The 16,443-nt window shown below is 70.2% G+C and carries 15 protein-coding genes and 1 tRNA gene; 5 read left to right on the top strand and 11 right to left on the bottom strand.

The features are described from left to right. Window positions 1-326 precede the first annotated feature (326 nt). A tRNA-Leu gene (locus KTR66_RS03955) sits at window positions 327-412 on the bottom strand. Window positions 413-432: 20 nt separating this feature from the next. Here KTR66_RS03955 and lipB point away from each other — a divergent pair. The 4 genes from lipB to KTR66_RS03935 all read left to right on the top strand — a co-directional run bounded on the left by lipB (window position 433) and on the right by KTR66_RS03935 (window position 3,378). After that, complete coding sequence (gene lipB, locus KTR66_RS03950) at window positions 433-1,116, top strand: lipoyl(octanoyl) transferase LipB (protein WP_213610629.1); 684 nt, start codon at window positions 433-435, stop codon at window positions 1,114-1,116. 358 nt (window positions 1,117-1,474) lie between these two features. Further along, window positions 1,475-1,627: a light-harvesting antenna LH1, beta subunit gene (pufB, locus tag KTR66_RS03945; RefSeq protein ID WP_213610627.1), complete on the top strand. Its 153-nt coding sequence runs from the start codon at window positions 1,475-1,477 to the stop codon at window positions 1,625-1,627. 12 nt (window positions 1,628-1,639) lie between these two features. Continuing rightward, entirely contained in the window at window positions 1,640-1,882 is a 243-nt protein-coding gene (locus tag KTR66_RS03940; RefSeq protein ID WP_213610625.1) for a light-harvesting protein, read from the top strand. Between the two features lie 101 nt (window positions 1,883-1,983). Beyond that, window positions 1,984-3,378 carry a PucC family protein gene (locus KTR66_RS03935; protein WP_213610624.1) on the top strand — a complete coding sequence of 465 codons (1,395 nt, stop codon included), beginning with the start codon at window positions 1,984-1,986 and terminating at the stop codon, window positions 3,376-3,378. Between the two features lie 66 nt (window positions 3,379-3,444). Here KTR66_RS03935 and KTR66_RS03930 read toward each other — a convergent pair whose 3' ends face one another. From KTR66_RS03930 to KTR66_RS03900, 7 genes are all read right to left on the bottom strand, one after another. After that, entirely contained in the window at window positions 3,445-4,854 is a 1,410-nt protein-coding gene (locus KTR66_RS03930; RefSeq protein WP_213610622.1) for a DEAD/DEAH box helicase, read from the bottom strand. Between the two features lie 263 nt (window positions 4,855-5,117). Beyond that, window positions 5,118-6,434, bottom strand: a complete 1,317-nt coding sequence (locus tag KTR66_RS03925) for a TRAP transporter large permease (RefSeq protein ID WP_213610620.1) — start codon at window positions 6,432-6,434, stop codon at window positions 5,118-5,120. Then, a complete protein-coding gene (locus KTR66_RS03920) occupies window positions 6,431-6,979 on the bottom strand; it encodes a TRAP transporter small permease (RefSeq protein WP_213610618.1) in 549 nt (182 codons plus the stop codon). Before KTR66_RS03920 ends, KTR66_RS03925 begins: the two co-directional genes overlap by 4 nt. Further along, window positions 6,976-8,019, bottom strand: a complete 1,044-nt coding sequence (locus tag KTR66_RS03915; RefSeq protein WP_213610616.1) for a TRAP transporter substrate-binding protein — start codon at window positions 8,017-8,019, stop codon at window positions 6,976-6,978. Before KTR66_RS03915 ends, KTR66_RS03920 begins: the two co-directional genes overlap by 4 nt. Window positions 8,020-8,162: 143 nt before the next feature. Continuing rightward, window positions 8,163-8,438 (bottom strand): acylphosphatase, encoded by a 276-nt coding sequence (locus KTR66_RS03910; RefSeq protein WP_213610614.1) that lies wholly within the window; start codon window positions 8,436-8,438, stop codon window positions 8,163-8,165. Next, window positions 8,435-9,139: an ATP12 family chaperone protein gene (locus KTR66_RS03905; RefSeq protein WP_213610612.1), complete on the bottom strand. Its 705-nt coding sequence runs from the start codon at window positions 9,137-9,139 to the stop codon at window positions 8,435-8,437. The genes KTR66_RS03910 and KTR66_RS03905 overlap by 4 nt, the downstream gene beginning before the upstream one ends. Before the next feature lie 47 nt (window positions 9,140-9,186). Next, complete coding sequence (locus KTR66_RS03900; protein ID WP_213610610.1) at window positions 9,187-10,290, bottom strand: 2-aminoethylphosphonate--pyruvate transaminase; 1,104 nt, start codon at window positions 10,288-10,290, stop codon at window positions 9,187-9,189. A 117-nt stretch (window positions 10,291-10,407) separates the two neighbouring features. Here KTR66_RS03900 and KTR66_RS03895 point away from each other — a divergent pair, with 117 nt between their 5' ends. Then, entirely contained in the window at window positions 10,408-11,775 is a 1,368-nt protein-coding gene (locus tag KTR66_RS03895; RefSeq protein WP_371819013.1) for an MDR family MFS transporter, read from the top strand. Between the two features lie 6 nt (window positions 11,776-11,781). On the opposite strand, the gene KTR66_RS03890 is transcribed toward KTR66_RS03895, so the two are convergent. The 3 genes from KTR66_RS03890 to KTR66_RS03880 form a co-directional block, all read right to left on the bottom strand. Beyond that, a complete protein-coding gene (locus tag KTR66_RS03890) occupies window positions 11,782-12,135 on the bottom strand; it encodes a hypothetical protein (protein WP_213610606.1) in 354 nt (117 codons plus the stop codon). A gap of 74 nt (window positions 12,136-12,209) precedes the next feature. Next, the gene (locus KTR66_RS03885; RefSeq protein ID WP_213610604.1) at window positions 12,210-15,308 is read right to left on the bottom strand and encodes an efflux RND transporter permease subunit; all 3,099 of its coding nucleotides are present in this window, start codon (window positions 15,306-15,308) and stop codon (window positions 12,210-12,212) included. Between the two features lie 12 nt (window positions 15,309-15,320). Further along, window positions 15,321-16,433 (bottom strand): efflux RND transporter periplasmic adaptor subunit, encoded by a 1,113-nt coding sequence (locus tag KTR66_RS03880; RefSeq protein WP_213610602.1) that lies wholly within the window; start codon window positions 16,431-16,433, stop codon window positions 15,321-15,323. Window positions 16,434-16,443 lie beyond the last annotated feature (10 nt).

Raw genomic sequence — 16,443 nt, 5'->3', positions numbered from 1 at the left:
CGCCGCCCAACCGCCTGTGATGCCGAGGATGCGCGTGGCGCGGCGAAGCCAAGCCCACGAAGTGGGCGCCCGGCGTCTGAGGGCGAGCGCAGGATCATCCGGCCGCAAAGCGGCCGGCGCCGCCCAATCGCCTGTGATGTCGAGGATGCGCATGGCGCGGCGAAGCCAAGCCCACGGAGTGGGCGCCCGGCGTCTGAGGGCCCGCGCAATCCCATCCGGCCGCAAGGCGGCCGGCGCCGCCCAACTGCCTGTGATGCCGAGGATGCGCGTGGCGCGGCGAAGCCAAGCCCACGGAGTGGGCGCCCGGCGTCTGAGGGCAAGAAATATGGTGCGGTCGAGAAGATTCGAACTTCCAAGGGGTTTCCCCCACCAGCACCTCAAGCTGGCGTGTCTACCATTCCACCACGACCGCAGACGAGAGCGTCCTAGCGCATGATCCCGAGCTGTTCAACCGACCCCGCCGAAAAACCGCATTGGCGGATCAGCGAGGGCCTCACCCCCTATCCCGAGGCGCTGGCCGCGATGGAGGCGCGCGTCGCCGCGATCCGCGCGGGCACGGAGCCAGAGGCCGTGTGGCTCGTCGAACATCCGCCGAGCTACACCGCCGGCACCAGCGCCCGGCCGGAGGAGCTGATCGAGCAGCGCTTCCCGCATTACGCCGCCGGGCGCGGCGGGCAATGGACCTATCACGGGCCTGGCCAGCGCACCGCCTACGTCATGCTGGACCTCACGCGCCGCCACGGCACCGTGCCGCCGCGCGACGTGCGCGCCTATGTCCACGCGCTGGAGGAATGGATGATCCGCGCGCTGGATCGCTTCAATATTCGCGGCGAGCGGCGCGAGGGGCGCGTCGGCATCTGGGTGGTGAAGCCCGGGGGCGGGGAGTTCAAGATCGGCGCGATCGGCGTGCGGGTCACGCGCTGGGTCTCCTGGCATGGAATCGCGCTGAATGTGGACCCGGATCTCACGCATTTCGGCGGGATCGTGCCCTGCGGCATCGCCGAGCATGGCGTAACGAGCCTGCACGAGCTGGGCGTGCTGGCCACGATGGAAGAGGCTGATTCGGCACTGATGTCGGCCTGGGACGAGGTCTTCGGCGGGGGCGGCGCTGTCTGATCCATGCCACATCCGCGCATGGAAACGACCGTTCGGCTGCCAGAACACTTGACAATTTGACCCTAAGGAATGTCAGATCGAATTGACAGTTGGTTTGTCAAGTTAGATTGACATTCAGGGCAAGGTCAAGATCGCAATGGGACATGACCCACAGGCGGAGATCGCGCGGCCCAGCGCCGTCGCCCTGCCGCATGTCCATGCGCGCCGCCCCGCCGCCCATGCTTCCCCCAACGCTTCCCCCAACGCTTCCCCTCTGGGGGCGCGGCCGGACCGCGCCGCCCCGACGCCGAAGCCCCGAGGAACCCGCTCCTGGGTTCATCACGCAACGTCCACAGGTCTCCAAAGGAGGGACTGAACCATGTCTGAAAATAGCAAGGTCTGGCCGACCGGCCTGACCGTCGGGGAAGCGGAGGAGCTGCACCGCTACCTGATCAGCGGCACGCGCACCTTCGGCTTCATCGCCGCCTGCGCGCATTTCCTCGCCTACACCCTCACGCCCTGGCTGAAGTAGGAGGAAGCCCCCATGATCAATGGCAAGATGTGGCTGGTGGTGAAGCCCACCGTCGGCATCCCGCTGATGCTGGGCGGCGTCGTGGTCTCCGCGCTGTCCGTCCACACGGCGATCCTGCTGAACACGACCTGGTTCCCGGCCTTCCTGCAGGGCAAGCCCCGCGCGGCGGCCAGCCTGTCGGACAGCACCGCCCCGGCCGTCGCGCTGATGAAGCCGGGAACACCCAATGAGTACGCGGCCCTGCTGGTGAAATAGCCAGGGCTGCCTCTCATGGGTTTGACGGGGGGCCGACCCTTGGTTGGGCCGACCCCTCATTCGCCCTTTCGAGCCTCTCGCCGGGACGGGAGACGCCGCGCATGAATCCGCTGACCAGCAAGATCATCCATGGCTGGGCGAGCCTCGGCCCGAAATTCCTGCCCTTCGCCGATGCGGCGACGCCGGAGATGCCGCTCTCGCGCCTGCTGCGCCTCTCGCTCTTCCAGGTCTCGGTCGGCATGGCGATGGTGCTGCTGATCGGCACGCTGAACCGGGTGATGATCGTGGAGCTGGCGGTGCCGGCCTCGCTCGTCGCCATCATGCTCTCGCTGCCGCTGGTCTTCGCGCCCTTCCGCGCGCTGATCGGCTTCCGCTCCGACACGCACCGCTCCTTTCTCGGCTGGCGGCGGGTGCCCTTCATGTGGCAGGGCACGCTGATCCAGTTCGGCGGCCTCGCCATCATGCCTTTCGCGCTGCTGGTGCTGGCCGGCGAGGGCGAGGCGCTGGACGCGCCGCGCTGGATCGGTCTGGCCGGCGCGGGCCTCGCCTTCCTCATGGTCGGCGCCGGGCTGCACACGGTGCAGACCGTGGGACTGGCGCTGGCGACCGACCTCGCCCCCCCCGAGGCGCAGCCGAAGATCGTGGGCCTGATGTATGTGATGCTGCTGGTCGGCATGATCGTCAGCGCCGTGGTGTTCGGCGCGCTGCTCTCCGATTTCACGCCGGGCAAGCTGATCCAGGTGATCCAGGCCTCGGCCGTGGTCACGTTGGTGCTGAACGTCATCGCACTCTGGAAGCAGGAGGCGCGAAACCCCGCCCGCACCGCCTTCCATCTGCCGCAGCCGAGCTTCCGCGAATCCTGGGGCAGTTTCATCGAGGGCGACCAGGCGCTGCGGCGCCTCATGGCGCTCGGCCTCGGCACCGCGGCCTTCTCCATGCAGGATGTGCTGCTGGAGCCCTATGGCGGGCAGATCCTGGGCCTCACCGTCTCCGCCACCACCACGCTGACGGCGAGCCTCGCCTTGGGCGGGTTGATCGGCTTCAGCTATGCCTCCCGCGTGCTGAGCCGGGGCGTGGACCCCTTCCGCATGGCGAGCTTCGGCGTGGGTTTCGGCGTGCCGGGCTTTGCGCTGGTCATCCTGGCGGCCCCCCTGCACATGCCGCTGCTCTTCGGCCTGGGCGTGCTGCTGATCGGCTTCGGCGGCGGCTTGTTCAGCCATGGCACGCTGACGGCGACGATGAACCTGGCGCCCCGTGATCAGGTGGGCCTCGCGCTGGGCGCCTGGGGCGCCGTGCAGGCGACGGCGGCGGGTGTCGCGATGGCACTCGGCGGCGTGATCCGCGATGTGGTGACCGGCTGGGCCGGCCCCAAGGGCACGGGCGCGCTGCTGGGCTATGCCAGCGTCTATGTGATCGAGATCGCGCTGCTGCTGGCGGCGCTGCTGGTGATGATGCCTTTACTGCGGCGCAGGGGCGCAACGGCGCAGGTGGTCTGAAGGCGGGGTCCGGGGTGACACTGTCACCCCGGCGGGGGCCCGGGGGCAGCGCCCCCGGATACCGCCTTACCGCCCGCGCGCCAGAAATCCGCGCTGCTGCGGCTGGCCCGAGGGCCGCTTCCGCCCCGCATCGCCCAGCGGCTTCACATAGGCCCGCGCCGGCTCCATCGGCCGGTTCGGCGCGCGCGGCTCGTCGCGGTGATGATCGCGGCGGTCATGGTCGCGCCGGTCATGGTCACGGCCACCGCCATGCTCCCGCTTCGGCGCGCGCGCATTCTGCTGCGGCGCGCCGCCGCGGCCGCGCTGCGGGCGCACGGGCGTCGCCCGGTCGTTCAGCGGCACGGTCGGGTTGGCCCGGCGATCCTCGCTCTCGATCTTCTGGCGCGTCACCTTCTCGATGGCGCGCAGCAGGCCGACCTCATCCGGCGCCACCAGCGCGATGGCGACGCCCGAGGCGCCGGCGCGCGCGGTGCGGCCGATGCGATGGACGTAGGTCTCGGGCACTTCCGGCAGCTCATGCTGGATGACGTGCGTCACCTCCGGCACGTCAATGCCGCGGGCGGCGATGTCGGTCGCCACCAGCACCGGCGCGCGGCCGGACTTGAACTCGGCCAGCGCCCGCTCGCGCTGGGACTGGCCCTTGTTGCCATGGATCGCATTGGCGGCGATGCCGTCCTGCTCCAGCGACTTCACGATCTTGTCCGCGCCATGCTTGGTGCGGGAGAAGATCAGCACGCGGCCCACGCCCTCGCCGCGCAGGATGCCGGTGAGTGCGGCGCGCTTGCCCGCGCCATCCAGGAAGATGACCTTCTGGTTCACGCGCTCGGCCGTGGTCGAGACGGGGGTGACCTCCACGCGGACCGGGTCGGTCAGCATGTCGGCGGCGAGGCGCGCGATGTCGGGCGGCATGGTCGCGCTGAAGAACAGCGTGCGGCGCTGGGTCGGCACCTGCGCCACGATCTTGCGGATGGCCGGGAAGAAGCCCTGGTCGAGCATCTGGTCGGCCTCGTCGAGGACGAGGATCTGCGTGTGATCGAGGCGCGCATGGCGCGTGCCCATATGGTCCATCAGGCGGCCAGGGGTCGCGACCAGCACGTCCACGCCGCGGGCCAGCGCCCGCTGCTGCGGCACATGGCCGACGCCGCCGAAGACGGTGGCGACGGAATAGCCCATGTGGCGGCCATAGGTCTTGAAGCTCTCGGCGATCTGGCTGGCCAGTTCGCGCGTCGGGCTCAGCACCAGGACGCGGCAGCCGCCGCGCGGCGGGTGGCCGCCCATCTGGGCCAGCTGGTGCAGGATGGGCAGCGCGAAGGCGGCGGTCTTGCCCGTGCCGGTCTGCGCGATGCCGAGGATGTCCCGCCCCTGCAGCGCGGCCGGAATGGCCTGCGCCTGGATGGGCGTGGGGTTGGTGTAGCCGGCCTGTTCCAGCGCGCTCAGGAGGAGCGGGTTGAGGCCGAGGTCTTGAAAGGTGGTCATGACAAATCCAGCTGCGCGGCGCGCGCATCGCGGCCGCGGAAGTTCAGGGTTGGACACCCCGCGTGGCTGGGCTGATCCGGGAGAAGCATCGAAGGGCCCGGCAGTTCGGCTGCCGTATGGCGCCTCAGGGGTGCTGAAGCGCGGCGCCGCTCACGCGGCCGGGCCCTGGCGGGCATGCTTGCCCGCGTGATGTCCTGGATATGGTGCATCGCAAAACAAAGCGCAAGGCAAATCCGCACCGCGCATGTCGGGCATGCGCGGCCTCACCAAAGTCCAGGCAGCCAGAGTGTGATCGCCGGCAGCAACGCCAGCAGGATGATCCGCACGAAGTCCGAGGCCACGAAGCCCATGACGCCGCGATAGGTCTCGCCCATCGGCACATCCTTCGCCATGGCGTTGATGACGAAGAGGTTGAGCCCGAAGGGCGGCGAGATCATCCCCACTTCCACCGACATCAGCACCAGGATGCCGAACCACACCAGCACCTGTTCCCTGCCCAGGCCGAAATCGAGGCTGAGCATCAGCGGGATGAAGATGGGCAGCGTCAGCAGCACCATCGCCAGGCTCTCCATGAAGCAGCCCAGGATGAAATAGATCAGCAGGATCATCAGCAGGATGACGATGGGCGCCACGTCGAAGGTGGCCACCACGGCGGATAGCTCCGCCGGCAGGCGGGAGAGGGCGAGGGCCGCGCTGAACAATTCGGCGCCCAGCAGCACGACGAAGATCAGGCCGGTGGTGACGGTGGTGGAGAGCAGGCTTTCACGCAGCCCCTCCCAGCGCATGCCGCCCAGCGTGACGGCCAGCAGGAAGGTGGCGGCGGCGCCTATGGCCGCCCCCTCGGTCGCGGAAAACCAGCCGCCATAGATGCCGGTGACGACGAGGATGAAGACCATCGCCACGGGCCAGACCTCGGCGGTCGCGCGCAGCTTCTCGCGCAGGTCCAACCGCTCGGCGGGGGGCGCGGCGTTGGGGTTCAGGCGGGCATAGATGTTCACCACCAGCATGTAGCCGGCGGTCGCGATCAGCCCGGGGATGACGGCGGCGACGAAGAGCGTGCCGATGCTCATCTCCGTATAGATCGCATAGATCACGAGGATGACGCTGGGCGGGATCAGGATGCCAAGCGTGCCGCCGGCGGCCAGCGTCCCGGTGGCGAGCGCCGGCGAATAGCCGTTCCGCCGCATCTCCGGCCCCGCCACCTGGCTCATGGTGGCGGCGGTGGCGAGCGAGGAGCCGCAGATGGCGCCGAAAGCCGCGCAGCCGCCGATGGTGGCCACCGCGAGGCCGCCGCGCCAATGCCCCATCCAGGCGCGCGCGCAGCGGAACAGCGCGCGGTTCATGCCGCCCTTGGTGGCGAAATCCCCCATCAGCAGGAACAGCGGAATGACGGAAAGCGTATAGGAGGAAAACCGGCTGAAGGTCATCGAGTTCAGCGTGGCAAACAGCCGGTCCCAGCCGCCGATCGTGGCGAAGCCGACGCCGCCCACCAGCAGCATCGCCACCCCCACCGGCATGCGCAGCGCGATGAGCACCAGGGCGGCGGCGAACATCGCCAGCCCGATATCGAAATCGCTCATGCCGTCTTCCGCACGCGGGCCGCGCTTTCCAGGGCCACGAAGGCGGAGCAGACCATCCAGAGCGCCATGCCGATGGCCGCCCCCGCATAGCCCCACCAGAAGGGGATCTCGAGGAACATGGTCTCGCGCTCACGGTCCCAATTGTTGTAGCCACCGATGGCGAGCCGCCAGGCGAGCACGAAGACGACAGCGGCCGCGACGGCGCGCATCAGCGCATCCAGTCCCGCCAGGCCGCGCGCCGGCAGCTTCTGCGTGAAGAAATCCACCATCACATGCGCGCCGCGCATCTCCGCCAGCGGCAGGCAGAAGGCGACGGCCACGCCCAGCAGCATCTCGACGATCTCGGAATCGCCCAGGATGGGCTTGTTGATCACCGCCCCCTGCAGCACCGAGCCGGTGGTGACCGCGACGGCGGCGATGAGCAGCAGGCCGGCGAAGAGCGCTGCCCAGGTGGCGATGCCTTCCAGAGCCGTGCGCAGCTTCGGGAACGGGATGAAGTCCGGCGCCGCGAGGACGCCGTGTTCCGTGACCTCCGGTGTGCTCAAGTGGGGCGGCCGTAGCGCGCGGTGATGGTCTGGATCGTCTCGAAGAGCTGGCGGCCATTGCGGTTGCGCCGCGTCATCTCGCCCATCCAGGCCTCATAGGCGGGGGCCACGGCGGTGCGCCAGCGCGCCATCTCGGCCGGGCTGATCTCGATGATCTCATTGCCCGCATTGCGCGCGGCATCGATGGCGGGCTGGGTCTGCGTGTCCCAGGCCTCGCCCAGCTGCTTCGACAGCGCGGCGCCCGAATTGGCGTCGATCACCGCGCGCAGCTCGGGCGGCAGGCGCATGTAGCTGCGCTGGTTCATCAGCGTCAGCAGCATGCCCTGGAACAGGCCCACCCCCGGCGGCTCGCTGTGGTATTTCGACACCTCGAAGAGGCGGAAGGGCTGGGTGATGGCCCAGTTGATCAGGAAGCCATCCACCTGGTTGCGCGACGCCGCCTCGTACACGCCCCCCAGCGGAATGCCGACCGGGGTCGCGCCCATCGCCGTCACCGCCTCGCCGATGAAGCGGCCGGCCACGCGCAGGCGCAGCCCGCGGAAATCCTCCAGCGTGCGGACGGGCCGGCGCGAGGTGTGGATCAGCGCCCGGTCGGTCGAGTGGATCGAGATGATCTTGATGCCGCGATATTCGGTGTCCGCCAGGTTCTGCGAGACATACTCGTAAGCCGCCTGGGACATGGTGGCGCTGCGGCCGGTGTTCATGAAGGGCATCTCCAGCCCTTCCGTCCCCATGAAGCGGCCCGGGGTGAAGCCCGGCACCGTCCAGATGATGTCCACCACGCCGTCTTCCAGCTGCTGCGGCAAATCGCGCGGCTGGCCGCCCAGCTGCATGGCCGGGAAGGACTGGATGACGATGCGGCCCTGCGACTGCTGGTTCACCCGCTCGGCCCAGCGGTCGAGGTGGATGGTGTGATCGAGCGCCGTCGGCGAGGAGAAGCTGTGCAGCCGCAGCGTGAAGACCTGCTGGGCGCGGGCCACGAGAGGGGCGGCGAGGGCTCCCAGCGCGAGGCCGGCACCCATGAGATCACGTCGTTGCATGCTTTGCTCTCCTTCGTTGGAAGCAAGCGTCGCAAGCTTTCGGCGCGGATGTCCAGGGTGGCGCCAGCCACCTCTTGGCGGCCCAGGCCGCAGCCGCCTCATCTCGCGCCGCCTCCTGCCCGCAAGGCGGGCAGACCGGAGCCCTAGAGGCTCGGCCGCCGATGGAAGCCCGGCTCTTCCGGCGGCTCGGCGAAGCTCTCTTCGATCGCCGTCACCTGCGCCAGCGGCGGGCCGCGGCGGCAGGCGGTGAGCACGGCGTTCAGCCCATCCTCCTCACCGGCCAGCAGCGCCTCCACCGTGCCATCCGCGCGGTTGCGCACCCAACCCGAGATGCCATGGCGCCGCGCCTCGCGCAGCAGCCAGTCGCGGTAGCCCACTCCCTGCACGCGCCCGGCGATGCGCAGCAGGCGGGCCTTCATCCCTGGCTCAGCGCTGCGAGCCGCGCGGCGAGCGCGAGGTCGGCCGCCACCTTCTCGCGGCGCTCCTCGGCCTCCCAATCGAGGCCCCAGCGTTCCTCCTGGAAGAGTTCGTCCAGCACGGCGAGGCGATGCGCGGCGGCCGGCTCCAGCGCGCCCTGCACGACGGCGAGGCCCAACACGCAACTGCCCAAGGCGGGCACCAGCACGCCCAGCGCGGAAAGGGCCACGGGCGAGAGTGCGGCCACCGCCCCATGCAGCGCGGCCAGCGCCGCCGGTGTCTGCGCCACCGGCATGATCCCGCGCGTCACGCGCAGCTCCGCGCCGAGGTTCGCCCGCGCCCAGTCGAGCCAGGGCTGCCACGCCGCGTTCTGCCGGGCGGCCAGGTCCTCATCCTCGGCGCGGTAGCAGAGCAGGTCCGTCTCCGCATATTTCGCGATGGCGGCGATGGTCGCCGCAGGATCGGGCGCGATGCGCTCCGCCGCCGTGCCGGTGAGGCGGGTGAGGGGGACATCCTCCCAGGACATCTCGCCGCCGCGCTCGCCGCCCGCCGCCTGCCATTCGGCGGCGATCGCCTCGCCCAGCTCACGCGTGGCGACCCGCAGCGAGGCGCCCGTCGGCAGCTTCACCGGGCGGCCGTCGAGGTGGATGGCGAAGCCGTCGCCCTCGGCGACGCAGGTGGCCTGGTTCCAGAAGCGTTTCATGACGCGCCCGTGTTTAGAGCATCCGCCGGGGCGGTGGAATCGGGGAATCAGGCGGCCTGTCGCAGGCCCAGCTCATCCAGCGCGGCCGCGACCGCACGCAGCGCCAGCTCCACATCCGGCAGGCCGATATCGCCGATGGCGCCGATGCGGAAGCTCGGCGCCTCGGTGGTGAAATAGCTGCTGATGGTCACGCCGTGGCGCTTCAGCGCCGCCACGAAATCCGACAGCATCAGCCCGGCCGGCTGATGCACGGTCACGACGATCGGCCCCTGATGCGCCTCCTCCAGATAGGGCTTGAGGCCCAGCGCCTTCAGGCCGCGATGCAGCGCCAGCGCATTGGCGTGGTAGCGCGCATGGCGCACGGCGCGCCCGCCCTCGGCGTCGAAGCGATCGAGCGCCACATCCAGCGCACGCAGCGTCTGCACGGGGCCGGTGAAGCGCAGGCTGCCCATGCCGTTCTGCCGGCTGTTCGCCAGCACATCGGAAAGGTCGAGGCTCCAGGACCGCGCATTCCCCGCGCATTGCTCCGTGCGGTCCACGCGCGCCACCGCGAAGCCGAAGCCCGGCAGCCCCTCCAGGCATTTGTTGGAGGTGAAGACCACCGCATCCATCTCGGGCTGGGCCGAGAGGTCGAGCGGCAGCGCCCCGAAGGCCGAGACCGCGTCCAGGATCATCCGTCGCCCCGCCGCGCGCACCACGGCGCCGATGGCGGCCGGGTCATTCACGATCCCGCTGCCCGTCTCGCTCTGCACCATGCCGAGATGGCCGCATTCCGGATGCGCGGCCAGCGCCGCTTCCACCTCGGCCGGCGTGATGCCGCGCGTGTCGGGCGCGTGCAGCTCCACCACCTCGCGCCCCGCCTCGCGGGCCAGCCGCGCCATGCGCACGGCGTATTCGCCGTTCATCGGGATCAGGATGGCGCCGCCCGGCGCCACATAGGTTCGGATCGCGGCTTCCAGGATCATGTGGCCGGCGCCCTGCAGTGGCAGCGTGACATGCTCGCCCTCCACGCCGCCCGCGATGACGCGGATGCGCTCGCGCAGGCGCGTGTAGAAGGGGCGGAAGGCGGCGTCCCAGGGGGCGATGTCCTCGGCCATGGCGGCGCGCACCGAGGGGTGGGTCTGCACGGGGCCGGGGGTGAGGAGCAGCATCGCGGGTCTTCCAGGGTCTGAGGTGCGGCTCTTGCCGCGAATTCACGCCCGGGGGAACCCCGAAGCGGATGACTTGGGCGCATAAACCTCTACCCTGCGGGAATGGCCGATGCGCGCGTGACCGCCGTGATCGTCGCCTCCGCGCTGTTCATGCAGAACCTGGACAGCGCGGCGGTGGTGACCGCCCTCCCTTCCATGGCGCGGGAGCTGAATGAGGACCCGGCGCGGCTGGGTGTCGCCATCACCTCCTACCTCGTGGCGCTGACGGTCTTCATCCCCGTCTCGGGCTATGTGGCGGATCGCTTCGGGGCGAAGCGCGTCTTTCTCATCGCGATCGCGCTGTTCGGCCTCTCCTCCGCCGCCTGCGGCCTGTCCAACAGCCTGGTCGAGCTGGTGGCGGCGCGGGTGATGCAGGGCATGGCCGGCGCCATGATGGTGCCCGTCGGCCGGCTCCTGCTGCTGAGCGGAATCCGCAAGGACGAGATGCTGACGGCGATGACCTGGCTCACCATGCCGGCCATGCTGGGGCCGATCATGGGCCCGCCGCTGGGCGGCATCCTGACGGACCTCTTCGGCTGGCGTAGCGTCTTCTGGATCAACCTGCCGGTGGCGGCCTTCGGCCTGGTCATGGTGGCCTGGAAGATCACGCCGCTGCCGCCGGCCAACCCCGGCCCGCCCGATCTGCGCGGCCTCGCGCTGGTGGGCGGCGCGCTGGCCGCCGCCATGGCCGGCATCGAGACGGTGGGGCGCGGCGTCTTGCCGGATTATTGGCCCAGCGCGTTGCTGGCGCTGGGCGGCGTGCTGGGCTGGCTCGCGCTGCGGCATTGCCGGCGCGTGGAGAAGCCCGCGCTCGACCTCACGCTGCTGCAGCATGCGAGCTTCCGCCACGCGACCCTCTCCGGCAGCCTCTTCCGGATGGGGGCGGGGGGCGTGCCCTTCCTCGTGCCCATGCTGCTGCAGGTGGGCTTCGGCTGGGGTGCCACGGAAGCTGGCTTCGTCGCCTTCGCCACCGCCATCGGCGCCTTCGCCATGAAGCCACTGACGCGCCCCATCCTGCGCCGCTTCGGCTTTCGCACCGTGCTGGTGGGCAATGGCCTGCTGGCCGCCGCCGGTGTGGCCATCGGCGCCGCCTTCACCCCCGCCTGGCCGATCGCCGCGATGTTCGTGGTGTTGGCCTTCGGCGGCCTCTTCCGCTCGCTGCAATTCACCGCGCTGAACACGCTGGCCTTCGCCGATCTCCCGCGCGAGAAGCTCAGCGCGGGCACCAGCTTCTACGGCACCGCCCAGCAATTGCCCCCGGCGCTGGGTGTGGTGCTGGCCACCACCTCGCTGGAAGTCAGCCGCCACATGGCGGGCCATGAGGCGCTGCTGCCCAGCGACTTCACCGCCGCCTTCCTCATCGCGGGGCTGGTGGTGGCCTCGGCCAGCCCGCTCTTCGCCATGCTGCCGCGCGATGCGGGGGCGGAGGTCAGCGGGAAGCGCTGATCCTGGTCAGCGCGGCACCAGCGCGGGGTTGGTCAATTCGCGCAGGATCTGCTCCTCGCGCCGCGCATCCTGGGAGACGGTGCCCGAGGCGGGCGGGGGCGTCGCACGGCTGGGCGCGCTCTGGCTGCGGCCGGTCTCCTCGCGGAAGAGCTCCGCCTCGCGCCGTGCATCCTGACCCGGCGTGGCGTTGAGCGAGGGCGGCGGCAGCGTGCCGGGCGCGTTCGGGCTCTGGCCCATCAGCTCCCGATAGATCTGGTCCACCGCCTGCCCCTGGTTCTGCTGCGCCTGGGCGGCGCCGGCCAGCAGCGTGATCCCGAGGAGCAGAAGGTGCGACGCCCGCGGGCGCGTGACGGTGATCATGCGGGTCTCCGACGAAGATGCTGCCCTGAGCCTAGCAACATCCCATGACAATCACAGGGGTCTCGCCAGGGGTCTCACTCGGCCGGTGCCGGGCTTGGTCCTTCGACCTTGCCGCGCCCGCGGCTGAAGCGCCGCGCGAGACCGTCGAAGCCCAGATAGAGCACGGGCGTGACGAAGAGCGTCAGCGCCTGGCTGACCGCGAGCCCGCCGATCACGGCCAGGCCCAGCGGCTGGCGCAGCTCCGCCGCCGCGCCCCAGCCGGCCGCGATGGGCACCGCGCCGGCGGCGGCAGCCAGCGTCGTCATCAGGATGGGCCGGAAGCGCAGGATGCAGGCCTGGCGCACCGCCTCGGCCGGCGCCTCGCCCGCGCGCTGTCGTTGCAGGGCCACATCCACCACCATGATGGCGTTCTTCTTCACGAGGCCGATCAGCAGCAGCACGCCGATCACCGCGATCACCGAGAGATCGAGGCCGAAGAGCCAGAGCGTGGCGAAGGCGCCGAGTGCGGCGGCCGGCAGGCCCGAGAGGATGGTCAGCGGATGGATGAAGCTCTCATAGAGCACGCCCAGCACCACATACATGATCAGCACGGCAGCCAGCACCAAGGCCCCCTGGCCCGCCAGCGCCTGCTGGAACACCTGGGCTGAGCCGGAGAAGCCCGAGACGATGGTGGGCGGCAACCCCATCTCACGCTCGACGGCGCGGATTGCGTTCACCGCATCGCCCAGCGCCACGCCTGGCGGCGTGTTGAAGCCGATGGTGACCGCCGGCAGCTGCCCCTGGTGGCCCACCGTCAGCGGCCCCGAGCGGCGCTCGATCGTCGCCACCGCCGAGAGCGGCACGAGCCGCCCGGTGGCCGAGCGCAGATACAGCTTGGCGAGGCCCGTCTCATCCCGCTGGTCCTCGGGCAGCGCCTCGAGGATCACCGGATAGGCATTGGCCTGGCCATAGATCGTGCTGATCTGGCGCGAGCCGAAGGCGGAATACAGCGCCTGCCGCACCTGCTCGACGGAGACGCCGAGCGCCGTCGCGCGGTCCCGATCCACATTGACCATCACCACGGGGCTGTCGAGCTGCAGGTCGGTGTTCACGTCCTGCAGTTGCGGCAATTGCGCGAGGCGGGCTTCCAGCCGCGGCGCCCAGTCATAAAGCTCGTCCAGCCTGAGCCCCTGCATGGTGTAGATGTAGAGGGTGCGGGTCTGCCGCGCGCCGAAATTGATGTTCTGGATCGGCTGGAGGAAGACGCGCATGCCCGGCACGCCCGAGGCCTGGCGCCGCAGCTCCTGCAGGATGGTCGTGATGTCGGGCCGCTGGCCGCGCGGCTTGAGTTCGACGAAGAGCCGGCCCTGGTTGATCGAGGCCGAGCCGCCCACCGCGCCCACCGTCGCAACCACGCTGTTCACATGGGGCGAGGCGGCGAAGATCTGCGCGATGCGCTGCTGCTTTTCCGCCATCGCCTCGATGGAGGCGCCGCGCGGCCCCTCGGTGTTGACGATGACGAGGCCGGTATCCTCGATGGGGAAGAAGCCCTTGGGCAGCTTCACCGCCATCCAGCCCGCGCCGACGACCGAGGCGAGGAAGAGCACCCAGATGATCAGGCGGAAGCGCAAGGCGAGGTCGAGCAGGAAGGCGTAGCTCTTCTCGATCAGGACGAAGCCGCGCTCCAGCGTGCGGTCCAGCAGGCCTGGCGCGCCGTGATGGCCCTTGATCCGGCTCGCCATCAGCGGCGTCAGCGTGAGCGAGACGATGAGCGAGGCGATGACGGCGAGACTCACCGTCGCCGCGAAGGCGTTGAAGACGCGCCCCACCACGCCGCCCATCAGCAGGATCGGCAGGAAGACGGCGATGAGCGAGAGCGTGATGGAGAGCACGGTGAAGCCCACCTCCTTCGAGCCGCGGATCGCGGCGGCGACGGGATGCATCCCCTCCTCGATGTGGCGGACGATGGCCTCCAGCACCACGATCGCGTCATCCACGACGAGGCCGACCGCGATGGTGAGGCCCAGCAGCGTCACGTTGTCGATGCCGTAGCCCAGCGCATACATGAAGCCGAAGGTGATGCAGAGGCTGATCGGCACGGCGATGCTGGGGATCAGCGTCGCCGTCAGCCGCCGCAGAAACAGGAAGCAGACGAGCACGACGAGGCCGATCGCGATCAGCAGCGATTCCTGCACGTCATGCACCGCATCGCGGATCGAACGGCTGCGGTCCAGCATGACGCCGAGGCGCGCGCCGGGGGGCAGGGCGGATTGCAGCGCCTCGACGCTGCGCAGCACGCCATCCACCACCTCCACCGTATTCGCATCCGGCTGGCGCTGCACGGCGAGAACGAGGGCGCGCTGCCCATCCCGCCAGCTCGCCACGCGCTCATTCTGCACGCCATCCGCCACTTCCGCGATCTCGGAGAGGCGGATCGGCGCATTGGCGCGGCCGGCGACGACGAGGTTGCTGAACTCCTCGGCATTCTGCGGCTGCTCGGTCGCGCGCAGCGTCAATTGCTGCCGCTGGCCGCTGAGCAGGCCGACCGGCGCGTTGGAATTGGCCTGCTGGATGGATTGCTGCACCGTGTCGAAGGCGAGCCCCATGGCGGCGATGCGGTCGGGGTCCAGGCGCACGCGCACGGAGAAGAGCTGCTCGCCATAGGTCACGACCTGGGCCACGCCCTGCACGCGGGAGAGCGCGGGCGCGATGATGGTGCTGGCGACGTCGTTCAGCCGGTAGAGTGGCACGTCGCCGCCCGAGAGCGTCAGCAGCAGCACCGGCGCATCGGCCGGGTTCACCTTGCGGTAGCTGGGCGGCACCGTCATCTCGATCGGCAGGCGCCGCTGCGCGCGGGTGAGTGCCGCCTGCACATCCTGCGCCGCGCTGTCGATGTTGCGGCCGAGCTGGAATTGCAGCGTCAGATTCAGCGTGTCCTGCCCCGAGGTGGAGCTCATGCTCTCGAGGCCCGCGATGGTGCTGAACTCACGCTCCAGCGGCAGCGCGACGGATGTGGCCATCGTCTCGGGGCTGGCGCCCGGGAAATTGGCGAAGACCGAGATCACGGGGAAGTCCACGCGCGGCACGGCGGCCACCGGCAGGCGCGTATAGGCGATGGCGCCGGCCACCACGGCCGCGATGGTCAGCAGCAGCGTCATCACCGGGCGGCGGATGCAGAGCTCCGAGATATGCATGGCGGCCGCCCCTCAATTCGCCGCGGAGAGGCGCTGCGGCGCGGGCGCGGCGGGCGGCGCGTTGCGCTCGACGGCGCGCGCGCCTTCGGTCACGCGCTGGGCGCCGTCCACGATGATCTTGTCCCCCGCCGCGATCTCGCCGCGCACCACGGCGCGGTCGCGCAGCGTGCGGACGAGTTGCACCGGCCGCCGGCGGGCCGTGCCGTCGGGGGCGAGGACGAAGATGTAGCGCCCCTGCTGGCCCGTCTGCACCGCGGCGGAGGGAATGGAGATGGCGTCCTGCTCGATGGTCGGCACCACCGTCACGCGCACATATTGCCCCGGCCAGAGCGCGCCATCCGGATTGTCGAAGCGGGCGCGGAGCTGGATGGTGCCGGTCGCCACATCCACCGCGCTGTCCACGAAGACGAGCGTGCCTTGGGCGGGCGGGCCCGTCTCGCCATCGCCCAGCGCCTGCACCGGCACCTCGCCCGCGTTCAGCGCGGCGCGGATCTGCGGCAGCCAGCGCTCGGGCACGTTGAACTGCACGAGGATGGGGTTCATCTGCGTGATGGTCCCCATCGCCACATTCTCCGCCTGGCGGACGAAATTGCCGACGCGCAGCGGCAGCACGCCGAGCTTGCCGTCCGCCTCGGCCGTGATGGTGGCGAATTCGATGTTGAGCCGCGTCTGCTGGATCAGCGCCTCGGTGGCGCGCGCATTGGCAACGGCGGCGGCGGCTTCGGCCGTCGCCTGCTCGAAGCGCTGCTGCGCCGCGAAACCCTCGCCGCGCAGCGCCTGGTAGCGCACCGCATCCGCCTGGAAGCGGACGATCTGAGCGCGGTTGGCGGCGAGCTGCGCTTCCTGCTGCGCCAGCAGCGCCTGGTTCAGCCGCGAATCCAGCGTGAACAGCACCTGCCCGCGCCGCACCAGCTGCCCCTCGGTGACGTGCACCTGGGTGATCTGCCCATCCACCCGCGTGCGGATGGTCACGACGCTCTCCGAGACCACCGTGCCATTGGCCAGGATCTCGATGGGCATGGCGCCCACACGCGCCGGCTCGGTCGTGACCGGGATGCCGGGCTGGGCCGCGGCGGCCAAGGGAAGCAGCAGGGCGAGGGCGAGGGGAATGACGCGCGCGAGCATTTTTGACCGG

This window comes from Roseococcus sp. SDR (assembly GCF_019083995.1).
Taxonomy (GTDB): Bacteria; Pseudomonadota; Alphaproteobacteria; order Acetobacterales; family Acetobacteraceae; genus Roseococcus.
This window is presented reverse-complemented; position numbering and strand designations above follow the sequence as displayed.